The sequence below is a fragment of the Mycobacterium sp. NGS57 genome (assembly GCF_059812405.1).
On the sequence record NZ_JCALCP010000001.1, the window covers coordinates 616412 to 638163 of the forward strand.

Sequence of the window (21752 nt, forward strand, 5' to 3'; positions counted from 1 at the left end):
CGAAGCGCTGGGATGCTTACCTGGCTACGCGGACCGCAACCGGAGACAGGCTGCCGGCGACCACGCGGTCGAACACCGACTTCAACTGCTCGGTCCAGCGTGTCACGGACTCACGGGCGACCGGGTTGCTCGGGTAGGACACCATGATGGAGACCTCGTCGAAGAGCCGAAAGACCGTGGAGTACTTGTACGCCGGGCTGCGACCGTCGGTGAACGCGGTGGCGTTCACACCGTCCAACGCGGTGGCGACAACCCCGGACAGCGGGGGAAGGCCCGCATCCATGTAGCTCATCATGGTGAACTGCGGTCCGGCCTTCTTCAGCCACGGGGCCAGTTCCAGCACGCGGTCGTAGGGCACGTGCGCGCAGTTCATGTTCGCGTCGAACGAAGCCTGCGCCGCGCGGGCGGTCTCTTCGAACGAGTTGGGGTCGATGGGCACGGTGAACGGCACCACACCGGTGAACCAGCCCACCGTCATGAAGTCCGCCGGGCTCTTGCGCTTGTCCGTGGGTGTGAGCCCGTAATACGTTTCCGCGCCGGTCAATTCGTAGTGCGCGAGGGCCGCGCAGGCGAACAGCCCGCCGCTGAATCGCGCGCCCGCGCGCTGGCACAGCGCCTCGAACTGGATCATCTGGTCCGGGCCGAGCAGCTGCTGCACGTGGACGTCACCGCCGCACGCGATCGACTGATCACCCAGCGGCAGCGGGAAGTCGGGCAGGCTGCCGCCGTTGGCCTCGGCGAACTCGACCCAGGTGCGCACCTCGGGCGAGTCCAGCGTCATCGAGTTCACCGTCTGGTTTTCCCGCACGCAGAACTCGTCATAGCTGGCCGCCGGCGGCAACGACACCGGCGCCTTGCCCTCCAGGATCGAGTTGTAGTTCATCAGGATCTCGACATACAGCCCCGACAGCAGCATCGGGTCGCAGTGCAGATGGTCGACGACCGCGTACAGCGTGAAACGGTCTTCGTACTGAATGACGCCGAACCGGAAGCAATCCCACTGCAGCGGGTCGGGGGTGGCCATCACGTGGTCGTGCCATTGCTGCTTGGTCAGCACGCCGTATTCCTTGGCGACGAATTGGATGTCGCTGGGGTTCTTGATGGTGTGCCGGACGATGTTTTGCGCATCGTTGTATTCGAACCAGCTGTGGTACGTCGCCTGGCGGCGCAGGTGCGCGTTGATCAGGTAGCTCATCGCGCGGATGTCGCACTTGCCCGGGACATCCCACGAACCCATGACCGTTCGTGAGTAGTCGAGGCCGCGGTCGCGGAAGTCGACGAAGCCACGAAGGTGGCCCGCCTGCATGGAGCTCGCCGGAACGGCGCTCACCGGTGCGTTCCGCGCTTTTGCAAGCGATCCGGGTGTCGGCTGCCACGTCACGACGCGTCCCGCCCCGGGGTCCCAATCGTAGGCGCTTCCAACCCGCAGGCTGTCGTGCTCGGACCCTCCGCCTATGAACACGATTTCCTCCTATATCCAACCCGCTGCAGTAACGGCGACCTTGCCATCAGGAGATCAGTCATGCAGGTGCGCTTTCTTTTGGCGCCAGCTTGTCGAACAGGTGATCCGCTAATCCTCTCACCGTTGTGATGTCTGCGGAGGTGATTCGGACACCAGTTTGTGCCTCGATGTGAGTGCGCAACTCGAGGTTGCCCAAGGAGTCAAGGCCGTATTCGGACAGTGTCTGGTCGGGATCGATGTTGCGGCGCAGGATCAGGCCGATCTGCTCGGCCAGCAGGCGCCGCAACCGTCCGGGCCATTCCTCGAGCGGCAGTTCGGACAGTTCGGCGCGCAACTTGCTTGAACCCGACCGCTTTTCGCCCGCGGACTTGAACATTTCGAAGAACTTGCTGCGCTCCGCGAAGGACGCGATCCACGGTGTCCCGATCAGCGGGCCGTAGCCGCTGTACGGGCGGTCGTGGCGCAGCAGCGCCTCGAACGCGTAGGCACCCTCGTCGGGTGCGATCGCGGCGCCGCTGCCCTCGGCGAAGTCCGCACCGCGGCCGATCTCGCCCCAGGCCCCCCAGGCGATTGCCGTGGCCGGCAGGCCCTGCGCGCGGCGCCAGTGGGTGAAGGCGTCCAGCCAGCTGTTGGCCGCGGCGTAGGCGCCCTGGCCGGGCGAGCCCAGCAGGGCGGCCGCCGAGGAGAACAGGCAGAACCAGTCCAGGTCCGCGGATGCGGTGGCCTGGTGCAGGTTCCACGCGCCGTAAACCTTGGGCTCCCAGTCGCGGTCGATCAGCTCGTCGGTGATGTTGGCCAGCGTGGCGTCCTCGACCACCGCGGCCGCGTGCAGCACGCCGCGCAGCGGCAGCCCGGTGGCGGTGGCCGTGGCGACCAACCGCTCCGCGGTGTCGGCAGCGGCGATGTCGCCGCACTCCACGATCACGTCAGAACCTATCGCTCGGACGAGCTCGATCGTTTCAAGCGTCTTCAGGGTGGGCTGCGAACGCGAGCTGAGCACGATGCGGCCCGCACCGGCGGCGGCCATCTTCTCGGCCAGGAACAGACCGAGGCCGCCCAGGCCACCGGTGATGATGTAGGAGCCGTCCTTGCGGAACACCGGCGCCTGCTCCGGCGGCAGCACCACGCTGCTGCGCCCGGCCTGCGGGATGTCGAGGATGAGTTTGCCGGTGTGCTCGGCCGCGCTCATCACGCGAATCGCGGTGGCCGCCTCGGCAAGTGGGTAGTGCGTGCTCTCGGGCATCGGCAGCACGCCCTCGGCGGTCAACCGGTAGACGTTGGACAGGATCTCGCTGACCTGCTGCGGGTGGCTGACCGACATCAGGCCCAGGTCGACGCCCCAGAACGCCAGGTTGCGGCGGAACGGGAAGAGACCCAGCTTGGTGTCCCCGTAGATGTCGCGCTTGCCGATCTCGACGAACCGCCCGCCGAGCGCGAGCAGCTTGAGCCCGGCCAGCTGCGCGGCACCGGTCACCGAGTTCAGCACGATGTCCACGCCGTAGCCGTTGGTGTCGCGACGGATCTGGTCGGCGAACTCGACCGTGCGCGAGTCGTAGACGTGCTGGATTCCCATGTCGCGCAACAGCTGTCGACGGCCCTCGCTGCCGGCGGTGGCGAAGATCTCGGCGCCCGCGGCGCGGGCGATCGCGATCGCGGCCTGCCCGACGCCACCGGTTCCGGAGTGGATCAGCACCTTGTCGCCGGTGCGGATGCGGGCCAGGTCGTTCAGGCCGTACCACGCGGTGGCGTGCGCGGTGGTCACCGCGGCCGCCTGGGCGTCGGTCAGCCCGTCGGGCAGCGGGGTGGCCAGGCGCGCGTCGCAGGTGACGAACGTGGCCCAGCAGCCGTGGGGGGACATGCCGCCGACGCGGTCGCCGATCTGGTGGCTGGTCACGTCGGGCCCGACGGCGGTGACCACACCGGCGAAATCGGTGCCCAGCTTGGGCAGGATGTTGTCCAGGCTCTGGTAGCGGCCGAACGCGTTGAGCACGTCGGCGAAGTTGATACTCGACGCGGTGACCGCGACCTCGATCTGCCCGGGGCCCGGGGGAACCCGGTCGAACGCGGCGAACTCCATCGTCTGCAGGTCACCCGGCATGCGGATCTGCATGCGCATCCCGTCGCGCTCGTGGTCGGCGATGGTGGCCAGCCGCTCTTCGGGCCGCAACGGGGTGGGGCACAGCCGTGCGGCGTACCACTCGTCGTTGCGCCAGGCCGTCTCGTCCTCGCCCGGTCCCGTCATCACCAACTGGCGCACCACCTGCTCGGCGCCGGTCTGCTCGTCGACGTCGATGTGGGTGGTGTGCAGGTGCGGGTGCTCCGAACCGATCACCCGCAGCAGGCCGCGCAGGCCGCCCTGGTCGAGGTTGGGGACGTCCTCCGAGAGCACCTTCTGGGCGCCGCGGGTCACGACGTACAGTCGCGGCGACTCACCTTCGAGCTCGGGCAGCTCGCGGGCGATGCGCACCAGGTGGTGGATGTAATCGCTTCCGCGCGTGGCGCTTTCGTCGTCCGGGTTGCCATTCTTGGGCTCGGTGAGCACCACGACCCCGGCGTAGCCGCCCTTTTCGACCTCGGCGCGCAGCCGCTCGGCGATCAGCGGGTGGTCGGCCTGCACGGGCCAGGACAGGGAGGTGCATTGCGCATCGTGCAGCTTCATCGCGTCGGTGTAGGCCGCCGCCACCAGGTCGGCCGCGTCGGAGGTGCTGACCAGCAGCCACGCCCCGGTCTCGGCGACCGTCGCCTCGGGCAGCTCGCGTTGCTGCCATTCCACGGTCAGCAGCCGGTCGGCCATCACGCGGGCGCGTTCCCCGCTGGGCGAGACGCCGGTGCCCATCTGCAGGCCGCGCACGGCCAGCAGCACGTTGCCCTGCTTGTCCAGGATGTCCAGGTCGGCCTCGACGGATCCGCCGGTGGCCGCGGTCACCCGCGAGTAGCAGTAGCGGGCGGTGCTGACGGGACCATGGACGCGCAGCTGGCGGACGCCGAGCGGCAGCAGCAGGCCGCCGAGGCTGGCGTTGGCGACGCTCGGGTGCGCGGCGACCGACTGGAAGCACGCGTCCAGCAGTGCGGGGTGCACGCCGTAGTTGGTCTGCTGGGTCCGGATCACGCTGGGCAGGCCGATCTCGGCCAGCACCGTGGTGCCGGTCCCCTCGGCGGTGTGCGCGGCGTCCAGGCCGGTGAAGGCGGGGCCGTACTGGATGCCGCACAGGTCCATCACGTCGCGAAGGTCGTTGCCCGCCAAGCGACTCGGGTGCGCCGCGAGCAGCGCCTCGATGTCCACCGCGGCGGGGCGCTCGGCGGCCTCCGGGGCGTTCCGCAGCTCGTGCAGCACCGCGGACGCCCGCCGCGCCTGCATCCCGTCCTCGTTGGTCTCGACCGCGAAGTTCAGCGCCCCGGGCACCTCGGCGGTGGCGGTGAGGCTGACTTGCGTCTGCTCGTCGAGCATCAGCATCTGCTCGAAGCGGACGTCGCGCACCTCGGAGGCCTCGCCGAAGACGTTGCGGGCGGCGGCCAGCGCCATCTCGCAGTACGCCGCGCCCGGCAGGGTGGCCGTGCCGTGGACCTGGTGGTCGGCCAGCCAGGGCAGCGTCTCGGTGCCGATCTCGGCCTGCCACACGTGGCGCTCGGGCTCCTCGGGCAGGCGCACGTGCTGGCCCATCAGCGGGTGCACGGCGACGCTGGAAGCCAGCGCGCGGGAGCTGTGGCCGTCGCGGCTCAGCAGCAGGCTGCGGTGCGTCCAGGCCGGCAGCGGCGAGTCGACGAGGTGCCCGTGCGGGTAGAGAACCGAAAAGTCAACGGCCGCACCGGTGACGAACAGGTCGCCGAGGAAGCCGCGCAGCCCGTGGGGCATGGGCTGTTCGCGCCGCATCGCGGCGAGCGCGGCCACCGTCATGTCGAGGCTGCGCGCGGTCTGGTCGACGGCGTGGGTCAGCAGCGGGTGCGGTGACAGCTCGCCGAAGACCCGGTAGCCGTCCTCCATCGCGGCGTGCACCGCCGCGGAGAACCGCACCGTGTGGCGCAGGTTGTCCACCCAGTAGTTGGCGTCGCAGTAGGGCTCCTCGCGCGGGTCGAACGAGGTGGCCGAGTAGTACGGGATCTCCGGCGTCAGCGGCTCGATCTCGGCCAGCACGTCGTAGAGCTCGTCGAGGATCGGGTCCACCTGCGGGGAGTGCGAGGCCACGTCGACGGCCACCTCGCGCGCCATCACGTCGCGCTGCTCCCACACCGCGACCAGCTCGCGGACCGTCTCGGTGGCGCCACCGATCACGGTGGACTGCGGCGAGGCCACCACCGCGACGACGGCATCGTCGACGCCGCGGGCCATCAGCTCCGAAAGCACTTGCTGCGCAGGCAGTTCCACCGATGCCATCGCGCCAGAGCCGGCGATCGTGGTCATCAGTCGCGAGCGGCGGCAGATGACCCGCGCGCCGTCCTGCAGGGACAAAGCGCCGGCGACGACGGCCGCCGCGGACTCGCCCATCGAGTGGCCGATGACCGCGCCGGGCCGGACCCCGTAGGACTTCATCGTCGCGGCCAGGGCGACCTGCATGGCGAAGATCGTCGGCTGGATCCGGTCGATGCCGGTGACCTTCTCCGGAGCGGTCAGCGCCTCGGTCACCGAGAAGCCGGACTCCTGGACGATCAGCGGCTCGATCTCGGCGATGGCGGCCGCGAAGGCGGGCTCGTTGGCCAGCAGGTCGGCGCCCATCGCCGCCCACTGCGAGCCCTGCCCGGAGAACACCCAGACCGGCCCGCGCTCCTCTTGGCCCACCACGTCCTGGTAGAGGCCGTCGCCGTCGGCGAGCTCGCGCAGCTCGCGCACCAGCTCGGCGTTGTCGCGGGCCAGCACGGCCGTGCGCACCGAGCGGTGCCCGCGCTTGCGCGCGAGCGTGTAGGCCAGGTCGGGCGTGGCCAGGTCGGCTGTGTGCGCCTCGACCCAGTCAGCCAGCCGCCCGGCGGTGTCGCGTAGCCCCTCGGCCGACGAGGACGACAGCGGGAACAGCATCGTGCCGTCGTGGCCGGGCTTGGTCACCACGCCGTTGGGCGACAGCGGCGCGGGAGCCTGTTCGACGATGGCGTGCACGTTCGTGCCGGAAAGTCCGTACGCCGACACCGCCGCGCGGCGCGGTTGGTCAGCTTCCAGCGGCCACAGCGTGTTCTCTTGCGGCACAAAGAGTCCCGTGTCGATGCGGGCCATCTCGTCGGGCAGGGCCTCGAAATGCAGGTTCTTCGGGACCACGCCGTGCTGGACGGCCAGGACGGCCTTCATCAGCCCGAGCGCGCCGGCGGCGGCCTGCGTGTGCCCGAAATTGGTCTTCGCCGCCCCGAGCACGCAGGGGTTGTCGGTGCCGTATACGTCGGCGAGGCTTGAGTATTCGATCGGGTCGCCCACCGGGGTGCCGGTGCCGTGCGCCTCCACCATGCCGACGCTGCGCGCCTCCACGCCCGCGGCGGTCAACGCGGCGCGGTACACCTGCGACTGCGCGTCGGCCGACGGGATCGCGATGTTCATGGTGTGGCCGTCCTGGTTGGCCGCCGTGCCACGAATGACGCCCAGGATCCGGTCACCGTCCCGCTGCGCGTCGGTCAGGCGCTTGAGCAGCACGATCACGCAACCTTCACCGGACACGAAGCCGTCGGCCTTGACGTCGAAGGCGTGGCAGTGCCCGGTGCCCGACAGCATGCCGCCGGCGGACGCCGAGGCGGACCGGCGCGGTTCGAGCATCACGTTGACGCCGCCGGCGAACGCGAGGCTGCTTTCCCCGTCGTGCAGGCTGCGGCAGGCCTGGTGGATGGCGAACAGGCCCGACGAGCACGCGGTGTCCGTGGTCGACGCCGGGCCGTGCAGCCCCAGGGCGTAGGAGACCCGGCCGGACGCCATGCTCGAGATCGTGCCGGGGTTTCCGTAGGGGCCGTCGAAGGCGTCGGTGGTGGCGTGGATGAATTTGTAGTCGTCGTGCATCAACCCGACGAAAACGCCGGTTTCCTTGGCGATGGTGTCCTTGGTGAGACCGGCGTGCTCCATGGCCTCCCAGGCGGTTTCCATGAGCAGCCGGTGCTGGGGGTCCATCGCGGTCGCTTCTTTTTCGGTGATGCCGAAGAAGTCGGTGTCGAACTCGCCGACGTCGTCCAGAAACGAGCCCCACTTGCAGACCGACCGCCCGGGAACCCCCGGCTCGGGATCGTAGTAGTAGTCCATGTCCCAGCGGTCCGCCGGAATTTCCTTGACAAGGTCGTCCCCACGCAGCAAGGCTTCCCAGAACAGGTCAGGTGAGTTGATGCCCCCCGGCAGCCGGCATGCCATCCCGATGACGGCTACCGGAGTAACGCCCGCCTTACCCACTGTTTGTCACCTCTCCGTGCTTATCCACAAGTTCCTATCACTGCTGCTCAGCTCTTTTCGGAGCTTCGAAGAATCTCGCCGAATTTTTTTGTGCGAGCTTGCAACTCCGCAGCAAAGCACAATCAACCCACCGACCCCCGCAATCGAAGCTCGCCGTAAGAACGTGGCGCGATCAGCAGCGTAGCGGGTCAGCACGTTACGCGTGGAAAATTCGTGCGATCGTACAAAAATTTAACAACGAGCCGCGGGGTGCGGCGGACATCAAGCTTGGCCGACAGCCCAGACACATACTTTTTGAACGAATTCTGGCCGCTGAACTGCACTCACGTCCCTGCCAGAGGCGCTGTGCCGCAAGGCTGTCCGGTCATATTGCGGGCGTCTGTCGGCCCCTGGGCTGCGCGGCCTCGCCGGTTGGGCGCGCGGCACGTCCCGGCCCGAACCCGAACGGCCGCGGCGGAGACCAAATTGGACACGCCGATGCGCTGGCATCAGGGATGCGTGATCCGGTCATGGTAGGGGCTATTGCGAAACGCCGCAGGAAATCGCCGAAATCTTTAAGATTGCAACTTAGGCGGCGATTAAATGCCGATGCAGATTCGGCGTGATCTGCTCGATATCAGCGTGGCGGGGCGCACTGCCGGCGGTGTGACCCTCGTCACGATCGCTTCCGGAGGTCTGAACCGATCGCCTTGCCGCCGTATTGGTTAGTGCGCCAAAGAAATTCGCGCCGCGTGCGTTTGGCTCGACCGGCGTCGGCGGCCGGCACGATTCGCGTTTGCCCTTGTCGCTCCGGGCTTTTCGGTCGATACCTGGCTACGATGGCCGTGATGACCGCCCGGGTGCCCAGACTGCCGGTCGACGAGGCCAAGGCCGCCGCCGACGAGGCCGCAGTACCCGACTACATGGCCGAACTCAGCATCTTCCAGGTGTTGCTCAACCATCCGCCGCTGGCGCGTGCCATCAACGATCTGCTGGCCACCATGCTGTGGCACGGTGCCCTCGATTCGCGGTTGCGCGAGCTGGCGATCATGCGGATCGGCTGGCTCACCGCGTGCGACTACGAGTGGACCCAGCACTGGCGCGTCGCGTCGCGGCTGGGTGTGAGCGCCGACGACATGCTCGGGGTGCGCGATTGGCGGGAATACGCCGGCTTCGGGCCCGCCGAGCGCGCGGTGCTGGCCGCCACCGACGACGTGGTGGCCGACGGCGCCGTCAGCGCCGCGAGCTGGGAAGCCTGCTCCCGCGAGCTGGGCGGCGACACCACGATGCTCATCGAGCTGGTCACCGCCATCGGGGCGTGGCGCATGGTCGCGTCGATCCTGCACAGCCTCCAGGTCCCGCTGGAAGACGGCGTGTCGAGCTGGCCGCCGGACGGTACGCCGCCCTCGCAGTAGGCCGCGCGGACTCTCGATTGACTTATCAGTCAGTAACTCTTAGCGTCGGAAAATGCGAACCAGAGCCGCCGAAATGCTCGGCGTTGAGTTTCCTATCTGCGCCTTCAGCCATTGCCGCGACGTGGTCGCCGCGGTCACCAACGCCGGCGGGTTCGGGGTCCTCGGCGCCGTCGCGCACAGCCCCCAACGCCTCGACAACGAGCTGACCTGGATCGAGGAGCAGACCGGTGGCAAGCCGTACGGTGTCGACCTGCTGCTGCCGCCCAAGTACGTCGGCGCCGACAAAGGGGGGATCGACGCCACCCAGGTCTCCGAGCTGCTGCCCGAGGAGCACCGCGCGTTCGTCGACGACATCCTGGACCGCTACGGCATCCCGGCGCGCACGGACGGCCAGCGGGTGCCCGGCTCCCTGAACATCTCGCCCAAGGGCTACGAGCCTCTGCTCGAGGTCGCGTTCGCCCACGACATCCGGCTGATCGCCAGCGCGCTCGGGCCACCGCCCGCCGACCTCGTCGAGCGGGCCCACGGCCACGACGTCCTGGTGGCGGCGCTGGCCGGCACCACCCGACACGCGCAGCGGCACGCCGCCGCCGGCGTCGACCTGATCGTCGCCCAGGGCACCGAGGCCGGCGGCCACACCGGCGAGGTGGCGACCATGGTCCTGGTCCCCGAAGTGGTAGATGCCGTGGCGCCGGTGCCGGTGCTGGCGGCCGGCGGCATCGCCCGCGGCCGGCAGGTCGCCGCCGCGCTGGCGCTGGGGGCGTCGGGCGTGTGGTGCGGGTCGGTGTGGCTGACCACCGAAGAGGCGGAGACGACCCCGGCGGTCAGGGACAAGTTCCTGACGGCCAGTTCCTCGGACACCGTGCGGTCGCGGTCGATGACCGGCAAGCCGGCGCGGATGCTGCGCACCGCCTGGACCGACGAGTGGGCGCGCCCGGACACCCCCGATCCGCTCGGGATGCCGCTGCAGACCGCGCTCGTCACCGACTCCCAGGTGCGCATCAATCAGGCCGCGACGCACCCGGACTCCAGGGCCGCGGAGCTGGCCACCTACTTCGTCGGCCAGGTTGTCGGCTCGCTCGACCGGGTTCGCCCGGCGCGCTCGGTGGTGCTCGACATGGTGGAGGAGTTCATCGACACCATCGGGCAACTCGACGGCCTGGTCGATACGTGACCGATTTGGTCCGAGGCACCCGCCGTCGTCGCGCGGTCAGCGCCGAGGAGAAGTCGCAGCGGCGCGAGCAGATCATGGCCGCGGCCAAGGAAGTGTTCGCGCGCAAGGGTTTTCATGCGACGACGATCGCCGACATCGCCAAGCGCGCCGGCCTGTCCTACGGCTCGGTCTACTGGTACTTCGACTCCAAAGACGAGCTCTTTCACGCGTTGATGGCCGCCGAGGAGGGGGCGCTGCGCGCCCATGTCGCTTCGGCACTGGCCGCGCTCGGCGTCCCGGCGCGCAGCTTCGGGGAAGAAAAGCCGCTGCGGGTCGCAGTGCGGGCGACGCTGGAGTTCTTCGAGTCCGACAAGGCCACCGTCAAGCTGCTGCTGCGCGACCCGTATGCGCTGGGCGAGCGCTTCGAACGGCACCTCGGCGGCATCTACGAGCGGTTCATCGACGACATCGAAGCCTTCGTCGTCGCCGCCCAGGAGCGCGGCGAGGTGGTGGCGGCCCCGCCGCGCATGGTGGCGTACACGCTGGCGGCGCTGGTCGGGCAGCTCGCGCACCGCCGCCTGAGCACCGACGACGACGTCACCGCAGCTCAGGTGGCCGATTTCGTCGTCGCCCTGGTGCTCGACGGGCTGCGCCCGCGCGCGGGTCAAGATTCCGACACGACGCTCGGCGGGATTTGACCATGCCCTGCCCGTCGTGCATCATCGGTCGGGTAGCACCTCGTTAGGTGAGGCTTCTACACGAATACAGGCCACTGACCCCGAACGTCCAAAGACGCCCCGGGTCAGGACAGCTCCTCCCGGCTTAAGGGTTGAGCCCAGGTGGCTTCCGGTAACGGACACGTCGTGTAGTGCCGAAGCTCTGACGAGAGGGGTGCGGTTCTCCGGCGGTCGCCGGATTCTGTGCTCCTTGCGGTGCGCGCACATCGCGCGGGCAGCCGCGCGCCGTCGTGACGTCGAGGAGGTGAGGGACGTATGAGTTCCAGCGATAGTCCGGGTCGAAATCCGGGCGTTGTCTCGTCCCGATCCGGTCTCCGGCGCGACGTTCGCGGCTAGCTGATCAGCTTCGCGGCCAAGCGTTTTGGGCCCGGAATCGCCCCGAGACAACTCAGTTGATCGAGTTCTCGCTTCCCGATTCCGCTTCTAGGAGAAGACCATGACCGCAGCCCTGCACGACGAAGTCGTGACCGCAGTACCCGCGCCCAAGCTGACGGTGGTGCGCGACGACGACACGACTCAGGTTTGCCGGCCCGCGGCGCGCCGCGTCGAGAGCCGGACCATCGTCATCACCGACCCGCTGGTGGACGGCGCCGCTCACCTGCTGGCCGTCGGCGTGCGGCACGTGTACGCGGCGCTGTGGCGCGTCGGCCTGCTCGACATCCAGGCGTGAGCGCCCACGCCGTAGTATTGATGCACTGGCGTCGATCCGGCCATCACCGGGGAGCCTTCGGAAGAACAGCCGGCCCGGCTTACTAGAACCGAACGGGTGGGCCCGTCACAGCCCTCGATGAGCGGCCGCGCGCGAGCGCGGCAAGCGGGGTGGTACCGCGGCGCTCGCGCACCTGGCGCGTCGTCGTCCCCGGCCAGATACGTGGCACAGGGAGACGACGCGTTGACTTACCCCAAGCCGGCCGGCGGGGCGCCCGACTTTCCGGCGCTCGAGCTCGAAGTCCTCGACTACTGGGCCCGCGACGACACGTTCCGGGCCAGCGTCGCGCGCCGCGACGGCGCCCCGGAGTACGTGTTCTACGACGGGCCGCCGTTCGCCAACGGGCTGCCCCACTACGGGCACCTGCTCACCGGCTACGTCAAAGACATCGTCCCGCGGTATCGCACCATGCGCGGCTACAAGGTGGAGCGCCGCTTCGGCTGGGACACCCACGGGCTGCCCGCCGAGCTCGAGGTGGAGCGCCAACTCGGGATCACCGACAAGTCCCAGATCGACGCCATGGGCATCGCCGCGTTCAACGAGGCCTGCCGCGAATCGGTGTTGCGCTACACCGACGAGTGGCGCGCCTACGTGACGCGCCAGGCGCGCTGGGTCGACTTCGACAACGACTACAAGACGCTGGACCTGTCCTACATGGAGTCGGTGATCTGGGCGTTCAAACAGCTGTGGGACAAGGGTCTGGCCTACGAGGGCTATCGGGTGCTGCCGTATTGCTGGCGCGACGAAACCCCGTTGTCCAACCACGAATTGCGGATGGACGACGACGTCTATCAGAGCCGGCAGGACCCGGCGCTGACGGTGGGTTTCCGCGTGGTGGGCGGCGCGCTCGACGGGGCTTACCTCCTGATCTGGACGACGACGCCGTGGACGCTGCCGTCGAACCTCGCCGTCGCCGTCAACCCGGACGTGACGTACGCCGTGGTGCGGGTGGGGGAGCGGCGTTACGTGCTGGCCGAGGCCCGGCTGGGCGCCTACGCGCGTGAGTTCGGTTCCGAACACCCGGAGGTGCTGGGCACCTACAGCGGGTCTTCGCTGTTGGGGATGAGCTATGTGCCGCCGTTCCCGTATTTCATGGACGCGCCCAACGCTTTTCGGGTGCTGGCCGGCGACTTCGTCACCACCGAGGACGGCACCGGCATCGTGCACATGGCGCCGGCCTACGGCGAGGACGACATGGCGGTCGGGGACGCGGCCGGCATCGCGCCGGTGACGCCGGTCGACGCCAACGGCCGCTTCGACGCCACGGTCCCGGATTATCAGGGGCAGCACGTCTTTGACGCCAACGCGCAGATCATCCGCGACCTGAAGAACGGCGCCGGCCCGGCGGCGGCAAACGGGGCGGTGCTGGTCCGCCACGAGACCTACGAGCACCCCTACCCGCACTGCTGGCGGTGCCGCAATCCGCTGATCTACCGGGCGGTGTCGTCGTGGTTCGTCGCGGTGACGCAGTTCCGCGACCGGATGGTGGAGCTCAACCAGCAGATCACCTGGTATCCCGAGCACGTCAAGGACGGCCAGTTCGGCAAGTGGCTGGCCGGCGCCCGCGATTGGTCGATTTCGCGAAACCGCTACTGGGGCACGCCGATTCCGGTGTGGAAGTCCGACGATCCGGCGTATCCGCGCATCGACGTGTATGGCAGCCTCGACGAGCTGGAGCGCGATTTCGGGGTGCGGCCGGACAATCTGCACCGGCCCTACATCGACGAGCTCACCCGGCCCAACCCCGACGACCCCACCGGTCGCAGCACGATGCGCCGCATCCCCGATGTGCTCGACGTGTGGTTCGACTCGGGATCGATGCCGTACGCGCAGGTGCATTTCCCGTTCTCGAATCACGACTGGTTCGACGGGCACTATCCCGGCGACTTCATCGTCGAGTACATCGGGCAGACCCGCGGCTGGTTTTACACGCTGCACGTGCTGGCCACCGCGCTGTTCGATAGGCCGGCATTCAAAACCTGTGTGGCGCACGGGATCGTGCTGGGCTCCGACGGCCAGAAAATGAGCAAGTCGCTGCGCAACTACCCCGACGTTTCCGAGGTGTTCGACCGCGACGGCTCCGACGCGATGCGATGGTTTTTGATGGCGTCGCCGATCCTGCGCGGCGGCAACCTGGTCGTCACCGAGCAGGGCATCCGCGAGGGCGTGCGGCAGGTGCTGCTGCCGTTGTGGAACGCCTACACCTTCCTGGCGTTGTACGCGCCCAAAGTCGGTACCTGGCGGGTCGATTCGGCTCATGTGCTGGATCGCTACATCCTGGCCAAGCTGGCCGAGTTGCGCGACGATCTCACCGAGTCGATGGAGACGTGCGACATCTCCGGCGCGTGTGAGCAGCTGCGGCTGTTCACCGAGGCGCTGACGAATTGGTATGTGCGGCGGTCGCGGTCGCGGTTCTGGGAGGAAGACGCCGACGCGATCGACACCCTGCACACCGTGCTGGAGGTGGCCGCCCGGCTGGCCGCCCCGCTGTTGCCGTCGGTGACGGAGATCGTCTGGCGGGGCCTGACCGGTGAGCGCTCGGTGCACCTGACCGACTGGCCCGAAGCGGACGTGGTGCCCGCCGACCCCGATCTGGTGGCCGCGATGGATCAGGTCCGGGAGGTGTGTTCGGCCGCGTCGTCGCTGCGCAAGGCCAAGAAGCTGCGGGTGCGCCTACCGCTGCCGAAACTGACGGTGGCCGTGGAGAATCCGCAGCGGCTCGAGCCGTTTGCCGACCTGATCGCCGACGAGCTCAACGTCAAGCGCGTCGAGCTGACCGACGCGATCGACACCTACGGCCGCTTCGAGCTCACCGTCAACGCGCGAGTGGCCGGCCCGCGGCTGGGCAAGGACGTGCAGGCCGCGATCAAGGTGGTCAAGGCCGGCGAGGGCGTCGTCAACCCCGATGGCACCCTGACCGCCGGGACCGCGGTGCTGCAGCCCGAGGAGTACAGCTCGCGCCTGGTGGCGGCGGATCCGGATTACACCGCGGCGCTGCCCGACGGGTCCGGACTCGTCGTGCTGGACGGGACGGTCACTCCGGAGCTGGAGGCCGAGGGCTGGGCCAAGGACCGCGTCCGCGAGTTGCAGGAGCTGCGCAAGTCGACCGGGCTCGACGTCTCCGATCGCATCAGCGTGGTGATGTCCGTGCCCGCCGGCCGGGCGGACTGGGCGCGGGCGCACGCCGACCTGATCGCGAGGGAGATCCTGGCCACCAGCTTCGCGTTCGGCGAGCCGGCTGGCGCTGTGGAAATCGGTGACGGCGTGCGGGTGGCGATCGCTAAAGTCTGACCCGCGAAAGTGCCGCTGCCGCTTTCGCGGAGGGGCTATGACGAAGACGCCGTTTGTCGGTACAAAAGCCGTTCGTGCGGGCGCCTTCGCAGAGCGTGGGCTACGACGGTCGTGTACACGGATCTACCGAAATGTCTATCACCAACGCGGCAGCGCGCTGACTGCGAAAGATCGTGCGGTCGCCGCATGGCTGTGGTCGGGAAAGAAGGCTGTCGTCGCCGGTAACTCGGCGGCGGCGCTGCTCGGGGCGGAGTGGGTCGATGCCCACGCGCCCGCCGAGCTCATCACGGATCGCAAGCGGCCGCCGCCGCTGATCATCGCCCGCAAGGAGACGCTGCTGTCCGGCGAGACAGCGGTGGTCGACGGTGTGCCCGTGACCTCGGCCGCCCGCACCGTGTTCGACCTCGGCCGACGGGCGGGGTTTCAGACCGCCGTCATTCGCATCGATGCTCTCGCCCGGGCTAGCGGCGTGACGGTCGACGAGGTTATGCCGCTGATCGACGCGCACCGCGGCGCTCGCGGTGTAAAGCAGTTACGTCGGGTTCTGGCACTGGTCGACCCGGGCGCCGAATCTCCGCAGGAGACGCGGACCAGGCTGGTACTGATCCGCGGCGGACTGCCCAGGCCGCAGACCCAGATCGTCGTGCAAGACGAGTGGGGCTGGCCGTTCGCCCGCACCGACATGGGCTGGGAGGAGTGGCTCGTCGGCGTCGAATACGACGGGCCCCAGCACTGGACCGACCCGACAATCCGCGCCGCCGACATCGAACGCACCGCCAAACTCGAGCGCCGGGGGTGGCGGCTGGTTCGCGTGAGTGCCGACCTGCTGCGCTATCGCCCGCATGTGATCGTCGCGCGGGCGCGCGATGCGCTGCGGGCCGCGGGCTACCCCCTTTGACCGCGAGAGTGCAACTACCGACACGTTTCTCGAGTAGAGGCGTCGGTAGTTGCACTCTCGCGGTTAGGGTTTGAGCGCGCGCCAGCGCAGTCTGCGGCCATTGGCCTGGACTTCTACATCGTCAAAACCCGCCGTGCGCAACCGATCCGGCAACGTGTCCGGTGACACCGGGTTGCAGGTATCGCGAAAGTGCAGGATAGAGAACAGCGTTGAAGCCGCACTGTCGCTGCCGGCGAACACGCCGCCGGGTCGCAGCACCCGGAACGCCTCGGCGAACAACTGGTCCTGCAGCGCAGGTGTGGGCACGTGGTGGAGCATCGTGAAACACACCACCGAGCTGAATTCTTGTGCCGCCAAGCCGGTGTTCGTTCCGTCGCCCTGGATGATCCGGGCCCGGTCGCCGTACTTGGCCTTCAACCGGTCCGCCATCGCCCGGTCGATCTCAACCGCGGTGTAGTGCGGCGCTTTGTCGATCAGCACCCGGATGTTGGCGCCGTAACCGGGGCCGATCTCCAGCACACTGTCGCCGAGGTCGACATCGCCGAGCACCCACGGCAACAGCGTGTCTTCGACCGCTTTGAAGTAGCGGCCCGAACTACAACACATGCGGTGGCACAGGTTCATCGCCATACGCGAAGAGGCTAGCCCAATAGCATCGACGGTTGTGGACTCGCGGTGGGTGCTGCACCTGGACATGGATGCGTTCTTCGCGTCCGTCGAGCAGCTCACCCGGCCCACTTTGCGGGGCCGGCCGGTATTGGTCGGCGGCCTGGGCGGGCGGGGCGTGGTGGCCGGCGCCAGCTACGAGTCCCGGGTGTTCGGCGCGCGCTCGGCCATGCCGATGCATCAGGCGCGCCGGCTGGTCGGCGTGACCGCGGTGGTGTTGCCGCCGCGCGGGGTGGTGTACGGGGTGGCGAGCCGCCGGGTCTTCGACACCGTGCGCGCCGTCGTGCCCGTCGTCGAGCAGCTGTCCTTCGACGAGGGCTTCGGCGAGCCGCCGCACCTCGCGGGCGCGTCGGCCGAGGACGTCGAGGCGTTCTGCGAACACCTGCGGCGACGGGTGCGCGACGAGACCGGCCTGGTGGCCTCGGTCGGCGCGGGCTCGGGCAAGCAGATCGCCAAGATCGCGTCGGGCCTGGCCAAACCCGATGGCGTCCGGGTGGTTCGGCGCGCCGAGGAACGGTCGCTGCTGGATCGGCTGCCGGTGCGGCGGCTGTGGGGCATCGGCCCGGTCGCCGAGGAGAAGCTGAATCGGCTCGGTATCGAAACCATCGGGCAGCTGGCCGCGCTGACCGACGCGGAGGTGGCCAACATCCTGGGCGCGACGGTGGGCGCGGCGCTGCACCGCTTGGCGCGCGGCATCGACGACCGGCCCGTCGCCGAGCGCGCCGAGGCCAAGCAGATCAGCTCCGAGTCCACCTTCGCCGCCGACCTCACCAGCCTCGAGCAGCTGCGCGACGCGATCGACCCGATCGCCGAGCACGCCCATCAACGGCTGCTGCGCGACGGCCGCGGCGCGCGGACCGTCACGGTGAAGCTGAAGAAGTCCGACATGAGCACGCTGACCCGATCGGCCACGCTGCCCTACGCGACGACGGAGGCCGGCGCGCTGGTCGCGCTGGCCCGGCGGCTGCTGCTCGACCCGCGCGAGGTCGGGCCGATTCGCCTTCTGGGCGTGGGCTTTTCGGGGCTGAGCGATGTGCGCCAGGAGTCGTTGTTCCCTGACCTGGAGATGTCGGGGGAGGCCTCGGAGGAACACCACGTCGAAACCGCGGCCGAGGAGATGTTCGCGCCGGCCCCGGAAACCGCGCGCTGGCGGATCGGCGACGCCGCGGGGTGGCGGGTGGGAGACGACGTCAGACACCGCGAGTTCGGGCACGGCTGGGTGCAGGGCGCCGGCCACGGCGTGGTGACCGTGCGGTTCGAGACGCGAGCCTCGGGGCCGGGCCAGGCGCGCACGTTTCCCGCCGACACCGGCGACCTCGCCGGCGCCAACCCCGTCGACTCCCTGGACTGGCCCGACTACCTGGGTGCCCTGCAGGCCGACGCGCCGCTAGCCCCAGCGGGCGATGACATCGGCGACGGGTAGCCCGGCGGCCAGCGCGGCCATCACCAGCACCCGGGCCTGCGGCGGCCGCAGCCGCGGCACCATGATCGCGCCGGCGGCCGCCATGTCGTGGCCGGGGCCGTAACCCGCGCTGACCCGCCCGCCGGGGACCCGGGTGGACACCGCGACGACCACCCCGTTGCCGCAGTGGCGGCGCACCCCGTCGACGACCGCGGGTCCGGCGTTGCCCGAACCCAGCGCCTCCAGCACGAGGGCCCGGGCGCCGGCGGCCACGCAGGCGTCCAGCGCGACCGCGTCGCTGCCGAGATAGGCCGCGACGACGTCGACGCGCGGCGCGCCGGCGGCGCCCAGGTCGCCGAGGTACGGCCGCGTCTTGGGACCGGTCAGCGTCGCCGCGCCGTTCACGGTGCCGACCAGCTCGCCGGCGAAGCCGCTCAGGTCGTCGGTGGCCGCCTTGTGCAGGCCCAGCGGCTGCAGCACCCGGCCGGCGAAGCACAGCAGCACCCCCAGGCCGCGCGCGGCCGGGCTGGCCGCCACTGCGAGGGCGTCGCGCAGGTTGGCCGGGCCGTCGGCGTCGGCGGCGTCGGCGCCGCGCATGGCGCCGGTGAGCACGACCGGGACGTCTCCCGCGTGGGTGAGGTCCAGCCACAGCGCGGTCTCTTCCATGGTGTCGGTGCCGTGGGTGACGACCACGCCGTCGGCGCCGCCGTCGGTCGCGGCGCGCACGGCGGCGCGCATCCGGTCCCAATCGGCCGGCGTCAGCTCCGAGCTGTCGAGGGCGAGCAGGTCGACGACGTCGACGTCGAGCCCGGCCGCGAGATCCGCGCCGCTGTAGGCCGGCCGGCGCACCCCGTCGGCGCCCGTGCGGGTCGATATCGTCCCTCCGGTGGCGATGACGGTGAGGCGCGGCATGGTGGCATCATCGCGCGTCGGGGTTAAGGAATGATGGGGACGTGCCCGACAAACCCACAGAACCGGCCGAGCCCCGGCCGCCGCGGCGGCTGCGCCTGCTGCTGTCGGTGGCGGCGGTGGTGTTGACCCTGGACATCGTGACCAAGGTCCTCGCGGTCAAGCTGCTGCCGCCCGGGCAGCCGGTGTCGATCATCGGCGACACCGTGACCTGGACGTTGGTGCGCAACTCGGGCGCGGCGTTCTCCATGGCCACCGGGTACACCTGGGTGCTGACGCTGATCGCGACGGGCGTGGTGGTCGGGATCTTCTGGATGGGCCGGCGGCTGGTGTCGCCGTGGTGGGCGGTCGGGCTCGGGATGATCCTCGGCGGCGCGATGGGCAACCTGGTCGACCGCTTCTTCCGCGCCCCCGGGCCGCTGCGCGGCCACGTCGTGGACTTCTTCTCGGTCGGTTGGTGGCCGGTGTTCAACGTCGCCGACCCGTCGGTGGTGGGCGGCGCGATCCTGCTCGTCGTGCTGTCGGTGTTCGGCTTCGACTTCGACACCGTCGGCCGGCGAAAGGCCGACCAGCATCAATGACCGAACGTTCGATGCCCGTGCCGGAGGGCCTGGCGGGCCTGCGCGTCGACGCCGGGCTGGCGCGTCTTTTGGGACTCTCCCGTAGCGCGGCGGCGGCGCTGGCCGAGGACGGCGGCGTCGAACTCGACGGGGCGCGGGCGGGGAAGTCCGACCGCCTCACGCCCGGCGCCTGGCTGCAGGTGCGGCTGCCCGACGCGCCACCGCCGCTGGAGAACACGCCCGTGGACATCGAGGGCATGACGATCCTGTATTCCGACGACGACATCGTCGCGGTCGACAAGCCCGCGGCCGTGGCCGCGCACGCGTCGGTGGGCTGGACCGGGCCCACGGTGCTCGGCGGGCTGGCCGCCGCCGGTTACCGGATCACCACCTCCGGCGTGCCCGAGCGGCAGGGCATCGTGCACCGCCTGGACGTCGGCACCTCCGGGGTGATGGTGGTGGCACTCTCCGAGCGCGCCTACACCCTGCTCAAGCGGGCGTTCAAGCAGCGCACCGTCGACAAGCGCTATCACGCGCTGGTGCAAGGACATCCGGATCCGTCCAGCGGGACGATCGACGCCCCGATCGGGCGGCACCGCGGCGGCGAGTGGAAGTTCGCGGTCACCAAGGACGGCCGCCACAGCCTCACCCATTACGACACCGTCGAGGCGTTCGTCGCCGCCAGCCTGCTCGACGTGCACCTGGAAACCGGTCGCACACACCAGATTCGGGTGCATTTCGCGGCGCTGCACCACCCGTGTTGCGGTGACCTGGTGTACGGGGCCGATCCGAAGCTGGCGAAACGGCTTGGGCTGCAACGGCAATGGCTGCATGCGCGGTCGCTTTCGTTTGCCCATCCGGCCGACGGCAGGCGGATGGAGATCGTCAGCCCCTACCCACCCGATCTGCAGCACGCGCTGGACGTGCTGCGCGACGAGGGCTGATCAGGCTGATGGTCGCGACCCGCTGCGCCCGGCTTTGCCGCGCTTGCGATCACTCAGCCGGCTTGCGGGCCTCGACGAGCACCCGCGTGGCGTGTCCGACGAAGGGCCCGTCGGCCTCGATGCGCTCGTGCAGCTCGCGCAGCCGGTCGCGGTAGCGCGCCACGGTGAAGTCGGGCACCGTCCAAACCACCTTGCGCAGGAAGTAGATAACGGCGCCGATGTCGAAGAACTCGGCGCGCTGCCGCTCCATGCGCAGGTCCACGACCTCGAAGCCCGCGGCCTCCGCCTGCGCGCGCACGGTATCGGGATGAAACTCGGCCCACTTCTCCGGCTGTGGTCCGATGAAGTACTCGACCAGCTCGCCCATCGTGGCGGGCCCGATGTGCTGGGCGAAGTAGGTGCCGCCGGGCCGGAGCACGCGCAGGATGTCGGTCCACCACACCGAGATCGGATGGCGGGTGGTCACCAGGTCGAACGCCTCGTCGGCGAACGGCAACGGCGGCTCGTCGCGGGTCCTTATGACCACCACACCCAGCGGGTGCAGGCGCTGGGTGGCCAGCGCCGCGTTGGGGGGCCAGGTCTCGATGGCCGCCATGGTCGGCGGGAACGGGCCCGCGCCGGACAGCACCTCCCCGCCCCCGGTGTGGATGTCCAGCGCGGCCGTTGCCGTGGCCAAACGGGCGCTCAACGACCGCTGGTAGCCCCAGGACGGCCGCTCCTCCGTCGCCCGCCCGTCGAGCCAGGAGAAGTCCCAGCCGTCCACCGATACCGAATCGGCCTCGTCCACCAGATCTTCGAATGTGCGACCCATGGGTTGCATTGTGGTGTCGATCGCGCGTCGCCTCAATCGTCATTGCGATGAAACGATTACGGGAAGCCATGGAAAGGGGACGATCATGCAGTACTGCCTGCTCATGCACTATCAGGAGGGCAGCGAGCTCGGTCTGACCGAGGAGGACATGGCGCCGGCACGGGCGGCGTTCGCCAAATACGCCGACGATCTGGACGCGGCCGGCGTGCTGATCGGCACCCAGGTGCTGCAATCCGCCGTCGCCTCGACCACCTTCACCGCCCGCGACGGCACACCCAGAATCCAGGACGGGCCGTTCGCCGACACCAAGGAACGGCTCGGCGGGGTGTTCGTCATCGACGTGCCCGACCTGGACGCCGCGCTGGCCTGGGCGAAGCGCTGCCCGGGCGCCGAGTGGGGATCGGTCGAAATCCGGCCCGTCGCAGTCACTTACGCTCGCGGGAAGGGATGGTACAGCCCTGAATGAGGTG

15 protein-coding genes and 1 riboswitch are annotated in these 21752 nt (G+C 69.4%); of the genes, 10 read left to right on the forward strand and 5 right to left on the reverse strand.

Features of this window, described 5'->3' with window-relative positions:
- Positions 1 to 16 precede the first annotated feature (16 nt).
- Positions 17 to 1330, reverse strand: a complete 1314-nt coding sequence (locus AC5Y43_RS03095; protein WP_499969190.1) for a condensation domain-containing protein — start codon at positions 1328 to 1330, stop codon at positions 17 to 19.
- Positions 1331 to 1520: 190 nt separating this feature from the next.
- A complete protein-coding gene (pks2, locus tag AC5Y43_RS03100; protein ID WP_499969192.1) occupies positions 1521 to 7808 on the reverse strand; it encodes a sulfolipid-1 biosynthesis phthioceranic/hydroxyphthioceranic acid synthase in 6288 nt (2095 codons plus the stop codon).
- Between the two features lie 824 nt (positions 7809 to 8632).
- Between pks2 and AC5Y43_RS03105 the strand changes: the two genes are divergently transcribed.
- The 6 genes from AC5Y43_RS03105 to AC5Y43_RS03130 all read left to right on the forward strand — a co-directional run bounded on the left by AC5Y43_RS03105 (position 8633) and on the right by AC5Y43_RS03130 (position 15990).
- Positions 8633 to 9202, forward strand: coding sequence for a carboxymuconolactone decarboxylase family protein (locus AC5Y43_RS03105; RefSeq protein ID WP_499969416.1), 570 nt, complete (start codon positions 8633 to 8635; stop codon positions 9200 to 9202).
- A 52-nt stretch (positions 9203 to 9254) separates the two neighbouring features.
- Positions 9255 to 10376 (forward strand): NAD(P)H-dependent flavin oxidoreductase, encoded by a 1122-nt coding sequence (locus tag AC5Y43_RS03110; RefSeq protein WP_499969197.1) that lies wholly within the window; start codon positions 9255 to 9257, stop codon positions 10374 to 10376.
- A gap of 5 nt (positions 10377 to 10381) precedes the next feature.
- Positions 10382 to 11053, forward strand: coding sequence for a TetR/AcrR family transcriptional regulator (locus AC5Y43_RS03115; protein WP_499969418.1), 672 nt, complete (start codon positions 10382 to 10384; stop codon positions 11051 to 11053).
- A gap of 32 nt (positions 11054 to 11085) precedes the next feature.
- Positions 11086 to 11253: riboswitch (M-box (ykoK) riboswitch) on the forward strand.
- Positions 11254 to 11528: 275 nt separating this feature from the next.
- Entirely contained in the window at positions 11529 to 11762 is a 234-nt protein-coding gene (locus AC5Y43_RS03120; protein WP_499969200.1) for an Rv1535 family protein, read from the forward strand.
- Positions 11763 to 11879: 117 nt separating this feature from the next.
- Complete coding sequence (gene ileS, locus AC5Y43_RS03125; protein WP_499969420.1) at positions 11880 to 15092, forward strand: isoleucine--tRNA ligase; 3213 nt, start codon at positions 11880 to 11882, stop codon at positions 15090 to 15092.
- Positions 15093 to 15129: 37 nt separating this feature from the next.
- Positions 15130 to 15990: a hypothetical protein gene (locus AC5Y43_RS03130; protein ID WP_499969204.1), complete on the forward strand. Its 861-nt coding sequence runs from the start codon at positions 15130 to 15132 to the stop codon at positions 15988 to 15990.
- A 63-nt stretch (positions 15991 to 16053) separates the two neighbouring features.
- On the opposite strand, the gene AC5Y43_RS03135 is transcribed toward AC5Y43_RS03130, so the two are convergent.
- A complete protein-coding gene (locus AC5Y43_RS03135) occupies positions 16054 to 16620 on the reverse strand; it encodes a class I SAM-dependent methyltransferase (RefSeq protein WP_499969206.1) in 567 nt (188 codons plus the stop codon).
- 34 nt (positions 16621 to 16654) lie between these two features.
- Here AC5Y43_RS03135 and AC5Y43_RS03140 point away from each other — a divergent pair, with 34 nt between their 5' ends.
- Complete coding sequence (locus tag AC5Y43_RS03140; RefSeq protein WP_499969208.1) at positions 16655 to 18079, forward strand: DNA polymerase IV; 1425 nt, start codon at positions 16655 to 16657, stop codon at positions 18077 to 18079.
- Here the strand turns inward: AC5Y43_RS03140 and AC5Y43_RS03145 are convergent.
- Positions 18044 to 18970 (reverse strand): asparaginase, encoded by a 927-nt coding sequence (locus AC5Y43_RS03145; RefSeq protein ID WP_499969210.1) that lies wholly within the window; start codon positions 18968 to 18970, stop codon positions 18044 to 18046. The two genes, AC5Y43_RS03140 and AC5Y43_RS03145, sit on opposite strands and share 36 nt — an antisense overlap.
- A 41-nt stretch (positions 18971 to 19011) precedes the next feature.
- Here AC5Y43_RS03145 and lspA point away from each other — a divergent pair, with 41 nt between their 5' ends.
- A complete protein-coding gene (gene lspA / locus AC5Y43_RS03150; RefSeq protein WP_499969212.1) occupies positions 19012 to 19548 on the forward strand; it encodes a signal peptidase II in 537 nt (178 codons plus the stop codon).
- Complete coding sequence (locus AC5Y43_RS03155; RefSeq protein ID WP_499969216.1) at positions 19545 to 20471, forward strand: RluA family pseudouridine synthase; 927 nt, start codon at positions 19545 to 19547, stop codon at positions 20469 to 20471. Before lspA ends, AC5Y43_RS03155 begins: the two co-directional genes overlap by 4 nt.
- 49 nt (positions 20472 to 20520) lie before the next feature.
- Here AC5Y43_RS03155 and AC5Y43_RS03160 read toward each other — a convergent pair whose 3' ends face one another.
- Positions 20521 to 21282 carry a methyltransferase domain-containing protein gene (locus tag AC5Y43_RS03160; RefSeq protein ID WP_499969218.1) on the reverse strand — a complete coding sequence of 254 codons (762 nt, stop codon included), beginning with the start codon at positions 21280 to 21282 and terminating at the stop codon, positions 20521 to 20523.
- Between the two features lie 85 nt (positions 21283 to 21367).
- On the opposite strand from AC5Y43_RS03160, the gene AC5Y43_RS03165 reads away from it, so the two are divergent.
- Entirely contained in the window at positions 21368 to 21748 is a 381-nt protein-coding gene (locus AC5Y43_RS03165; RefSeq protein ID WP_499969220.1) for a YciI family protein, read from the forward strand.
- The last annotated feature ends 4 nt before the right edge of the window (positions 21749 to 21752 follow it).

What these genes read in the sequence shown, in the direction of transcription:
- AC5Y43_RS03110 (WP_499969197.1), top strand. Translation starts at nt 9,255, where the DNA reads ATGCGAACCAGAGCCGCCGAAATGCTCGGCGTTGAGTTTCCTATCTGC.
- AC5Y43_RS03120 (WP_499969200.1), top strand. Translation starts at nt 11,529, where the DNA reads ATGACCGCAGCCCTGCACGACGAAGTCGTGACCGCAGTACCCGCGCCC.
- ileS (WP_499969420.1), top strand. Translation starts at nt 11,880, where the DNA reads ATGAGCGGCCGCGCGCGAGCGCGGCAAGCGGGGTGGTACCGCGGCGCT.
- AC5Y43_RS03130 (WP_499969204.1), top strand. Translation starts at nt 15,130, where the DNA reads ATGACGAAGACGCCGTTTGTCGGTACAAAAGCCGTTCGTGCGGGCGCC.
- AC5Y43_RS03135 (WP_499969206.1), bottom strand. Translation starts at nt 16,620, where the DNA reads ATGGCGATGAACCTGTGCCACCGCATGTGTTGTAGTTCGGGCCGCTAC.
- AC5Y43_RS03145 (WP_499969210.1), bottom strand. Translation starts at nt 18,970, where the DNA reads ATGCCGCGCCTCACCGTCATCGCCACCGGAGGGACGATATCGACCCGC.
- AC5Y43_RS03155 (WP_499969216.1), top strand. Translation starts at nt 19,545, where the DNA reads ATGACCGAACGTTCGATGCCCGTGCCGGAGGGCCTGGCGGGCCTGCGC.
- AC5Y43_RS03160 (WP_499969218.1), bottom strand. Translation starts at nt 21,282, where the DNA reads ATGGGTCGCACATTCGAAGATCTGGTGGACGAGGCCGATTCGGTATCG.
- AC5Y43_RS03165 (WP_499969220.1), top strand. Translation starts at nt 21,368, where the DNA reads ATGCAGTACTGCCTGCTCATGCACTATCAGGAGGGCAGCGAGCTCGGT.